The sequence below is a fragment of the Psychrobacter sp. Arc9 genome (assembly GCF_041431295.1).
GTDB lineage: Bacteria > Pseudomonadota > Gammaproteobacteria > Pseudomonadales > Moraxellaceae > Psychrobacter.
The window spans coordinates 1-4,677 of the sequence record NZ_JASMRK010000045.1 but is presented as its reverse complement, the minus strand read 5'-3'; the positions used below and the strand labels follow the sequence as shown (position 1 = coordinate 4,677).

General features: G+C 38.6%; 3 protein-coding genes. All 3 read right to left on the bottom strand.

Going from position 1 to position 4,677, the window contains the following annotated elements; genetic code table 11:
- Positions 1-228 precede the first annotated feature (228 nt).
- Genes QO187_RS13615 through QO187_RS13605 form a run of 3 tightly spaced genes read right to left on the bottom strand, consistent with a single transcriptional unit; the run spans position 229 to position 4,127 of the window.
- The gene (locus QO187_RS13615) at positions 229-1,596 is read right to left on the bottom strand and encodes a sigma-54-dependent Fis family transcriptional regulator (protein WP_102092561.1); all 1,368 of its coding nucleotides are present in this window, start codon (positions 1,594-1,596) and stop codon (positions 229-231) included.
- 6 nt (positions 1,597-1,602) lie between these two features.
- On the bottom strand, positions 1,603-2,949 hold the full coding sequence (locus QO187_RS13610; protein ID WP_102092562.1) for a hypothetical protein: 1,347 nt from the start codon (positions 2,947-2,949) through the stop codon (positions 1,603-1,605).
- 14 nt (positions 2,950-2,963) lie between these two features.
- A complete protein-coding gene (locus QO187_RS13605) occupies positions 2,964-4,127 on the bottom strand; it encodes an iron-containing alcohol dehydrogenase family protein (RefSeq protein ID WP_102092563.1) in 1,164 nt (387 codons plus the stop codon).
- Positions 4,128-4,677: the final 550 nt, after the last annotated feature.

The window sequence follows — 4,677 nt, the reverse complement described above, 5'->3', positions numbered from 1 at the left end:
TTGGCATGGTTCCTAGACAACGATGAATGTTCTTCTTATTTTAATTCCCTCTGCTACTTTTGCAAGAGGTCTAATAAAAGTACTTTAATTCGCTTCCTTTGATCATCTCATAAGGCATGTTATTTTGTCATAATATCCGATCTCAAATTCATAAATATAATCTAAGTATGGCTTATTCTGAAATATCTCCGCTAATTGATAACAAGCCCTAGCTTTGTTAGAAATACATTAAGATATATTCTTACTTTCATTAATACGCCAACGTTTTTGTTTTTTAACTAGGGTAGATTGATCAATACTAAGAGCATTAGCAGCAGCTCTTGTGGTGCCATACTCTTCTATAGCTTCATTGATTAATTGTTGTTCTAGTGCCTCCACCTGCGCTTTCAAGGAAGACTTATCATATTTCGAAATTTTTTTTGAACTGTATTCAACAGGTAACTGTGCAGCGGTGATTAATGACTGATCAACGGTAACTACTAACCTTTCCGTTAAGTTAATCAACTCACGAATATTACCGGGCCAGTTATAGCCGCTTAATTGTGAAAGAACATCTTCGTGCCAATGACAATCTAGTTCATATTTTTCATTAAAGTATTGAATGTAATGTTCTAGTAATGGACGAACTTCATCGCTTCTTTCTCGTAACGGTGGTAGATAAATGGGAACAACACTTAATCGATAAAGTAAGTCTTCTCTAAATAATTTTGCTTCTACCAGTTTTTTTAAATCATAATGTGTAGCGGAAATTAAGCGGAAGTTTGTTGTTTTAAACTCAGTGCCACCGACAGGTATAAAGCGATTTTCAGCAATTACTTTAAGTAACTTTGCTTGCAAACTGAGCGGTAAATCACCAATTTCATCCAAGAATAAAGTGCCGTTATTGGCGGCTTCAAGCAGTCCAATCTTTCCTTTTATCAATGCTCCAGTAAAGGCTCCCGGCATATATCCAAAAAGTTCAGCTTCAAGTAGTGCTTCTGGCATAGCCGCGCAATTAAGTTCAATAAATGGACCGTCACAGACCTTGCTATACTGGTGGATGGTATTTGCTAATAATGTTTTGCCAGTACCAGTTTCACCTTGAATAAGCATTTTGGCACTAGTTGCAGCAACTTTTTTTGCTAAATCATAACAAGCTTTCGTATTACGGCTAATAATAAATTTTTCTTGCGCTGTATCCCCTTCGACTGACGTTCCGTAATTCTCTCTTAGTTTTAATAGTTGCTCAAGCTGCTCTTCTGCATGCTTTGCTTTTAAAAGCTCTGTTATGTCCCTTGCTGTAGTGACAACGTACTCTATCCGACCTTTTGCATCAAACATAGGAGTACCAGAGACAAATATTTTATGATTACTACCTATTGTTTGGATGATAGTAATAGCACGCAGTTCTTTCAGTACTTCGAGTGAAACGGAACGCGAAATAAAACCAGCCTTGACGACTTCAGACATATGTAAACCGACTAAACGCCGCTTAGGTAGCCCTGTCATTTGCTCATAAGCTTTGTTCATAGTAATTGTTATACCATTACCATCAGTGATATAGACGCCATCACTTAGCGCGTCTATAACTCTCTGTAGATTTTCATCAAGGAACACTCAGTTTTACTCCTTTATTTTTTCACGCAAACGCCAACCGTATATTAAGAAGCATAATAATACTCCAGCAGCGAATGCCCACGTGGCACCTTTTATAACCAGTATTCCAGCAATAACACCAGCAATACCTAGATCACTATCGCAACGCGCTTCCTGAATACCAATTCGAACACTAACATAACCTTGAATCAATAATGTTAAAGCTAATGCTATTCCTAGTATTGGTTGTACTAAACTGACTACAGGCAATAGTAACAATCCAGTATTAGTACCCCAGCGGAAAGAGCCAGCACCCCCAAAGATTGAGTCCATTGCCTGTCTGCCCTGCTTGTATCGCTCAACAATCACAACATGCATTGCCGCCCACAAAGGACCACACATTGCAACATCTGGTCCCATAATACTCATTCCCAGATTTCGAGCGCCAAAAATCAGATGTGCTCGATTCGGATCGTAATCAATTTTTTCATCTTGGCGTGCTTCATCAGCTTCTTCTAATATGGATTTGCTTTGTAATACATCACCAAATAATACGATGTAAGCAGCCAGGACTGTTGGAATAGCTGTTAAATACATTGTCATTGGAGGGAGACCTACACCAAATACAGTATATTCAGTAAACATTGTCACAAAGTCTGGCTTTGTGATACCCCACTGGATATCTGGCCAAGGTGCCTCTGAGAACATTGGTGCAAGAATAATTGCCAGTACAATAATAGGAAATACACCAAGGTTACCAATAAAACGAAAGCTCCAATGATACTTTCTTAACTTAGCAAAATGCTGCGAAAAGATTAAGTAAAATGCGATCCCAACAGCGATAGTAACAGTAAACGGATAAGTCTCAAACCGCCCGCCTTCTTGAAAAACCACAGATACTGCAGCTAGCCCGGCACCCATAATGATGCCTGCTTTAATTGCACTAGGAATAAGATGAACGACTCGCTTAGCTGCACCTGATGCTCCTAAAAATATGGCGAATAAGCCTAACATCATCTGAAAAGCAATGAGCGCATGGACTCTACTTTCTCCTTCAGGAAAAGTAGATACATACATAATAAGTAGAGGTATAGCAGGTGTGATCCACCCAGGTACGACAGGATCACCTAATAGGTGATGGAGTAGATAAAAAATTCCATTGATCATCACAATGGCAAGGGCTGCTTCAAAGGGCATACCCAGTAGTTCTGTCATTAGCGGAATAGCAGCTAAATCAACAGCACACATGAGTAGACCTTGGAAATAATCAGGCCACTCAAAACGGTAATGTAGAAAGGGTAGTCGGACTTTAAATGGTCCTAGTGGATAATAAGATGCTTCTCCTGCTGCCGTTCGCTTCTTCCATAAAGACATAGCAGACTTCCTCCTTAAAAGGCTTCTTGGTATATAGTTTCAATATCTTTGACACTAAGTTGTCTAGGGTTGTTTCGCAATAACCTGGTCACAGCACTAGCTGAAGTAGCTAACTCATTTAAATCGTCAAACTCGATTCCAAACTCTCTAAGTTGTTTAGGGATAGATACAGACACACATAATGCTTCAATTTTAGCGACTACATAGTCCCCCGCATCAGATTCACTAATAGAATGGTCTGCACCCATAGCAATCGCGATATCGATAAACTTGTCAGGACAGCTAGTGCTATTCCACCTCATCACATGAGAAAACATGACTGCATTACTAACACCGTGAGATAAATGGAATCTACCACCAAGCGGATATGCAAGCGCGTGTACAGCTCCAACGCCAGCATTACCAAAAGCTAACCCCGCCATTAAACTAGCTGTAGCCATTTTCTCACGTGCAGCTATATTAGTAGGCTCTTGATAAGCAACAGGCAATGCATCAACAATCATTCGGATTGCAGCAATGGATAAAGATTTAGTGATTTCGGAAGCAAAATTAGATAAGTAACTCTCTACTGCGTGTACTAGCGCATCAACGCCACTTGCAGCAGTAACAAATTCTGGGCAGCTCAATGTTAGCTCAGGAGCGACAATAGCAACATCTGGTAGTAGCTCATTACTTACTATGCCTTTTTTAATCTGTGCTTGAACATCCAACAATATTGATATGTTAGTAACTTCAGAGCCTGTTCCTGCTGTTGTTGGCATACAAATTAAAGGGATTTTCCGAGGCGCTACTTTATCCTCACCGAATAATTCGCTCAATGATCTTGTTTCACCACTATAAATCGCAACGGCTTTTGCCGTGTCCATTGCGCTACCACCTCCTATAGCGATAACCCCATCACATTGATTTTCTTCGAAAGTCTCACAGCAAGCCTCAACAATGTGGGTTTCTGGCTCTGCTGAAATATCACTGTAAATAAATATATTTTCAACACCGTTTGATTTGAGATTATCAATGACTGGTTGAATAATACCGGCGTCTTTGACACCTTTATCCGTTACAATTAACGGTCTTTTTACATTTAAGCTAGCCATCTCTTCAGGTAGCAGATAACTAGAGTTCTCACCTGTCAACAAACGACGAGCAGTTTTAAAGATTTGAACGTTATCAGTATTCATCAATTTACCTCGAGTATTTGTAAGTTAAACTCTAGTAACATTGATGCAATCTACGTACCAAACTTATTAAAAAAAATATAAGTAATTGATAAAAAAGATTAAATTAATTAAAACGATTACAAAGCCTATTAATTATGATGAATAAAATCATCACTAATATTTATTTTATGATTTTATTCATCAGATAAGACTGAGTGTTGAAATAAAACTATTCATAAGATTGCAAATCCTACAAAAAAATAAACCGCCCTACTTTATAGTTAAGGCGGTTTAACAAGTTTAGGCTGAACTGTAGTGGTCAACTAAACTAGGACACCTGATAAGTGTAGTGGCATAGTAAAATTGGATGATCTTCGCGAACCTTGCTTCTCATAATGATATTGTCCATATTTCTATAGAGTTATAACCAGCGTTGTAGCTTAGCTCATAAAAATAGTTTTTTTAGTATGAGGTGAGAAGCCTAGCTCAGTCGAGCCTTTCCCAAACTTTGTGTAACTGCTTATAATCCAATAACAGGAGAATAAGCAATGACTAAGCAAACTGACATCAA

Coding starts and splice junctions, on each gene's coding strand:
- QO187_RS13605 (WP_102092563.1), bottom strand. CDS start 4,127: ATGAATACTGATAACGTTCAAATCTTTAAAACTGCTCGTCGTTTGTTG.
- QO187_RS13610 (WP_102092562.1), bottom strand. CDS start 2,949: ATGTCTTTATGGAAGAAGCGAACGGCAGCAGGAGAAGCATCTTATTAT.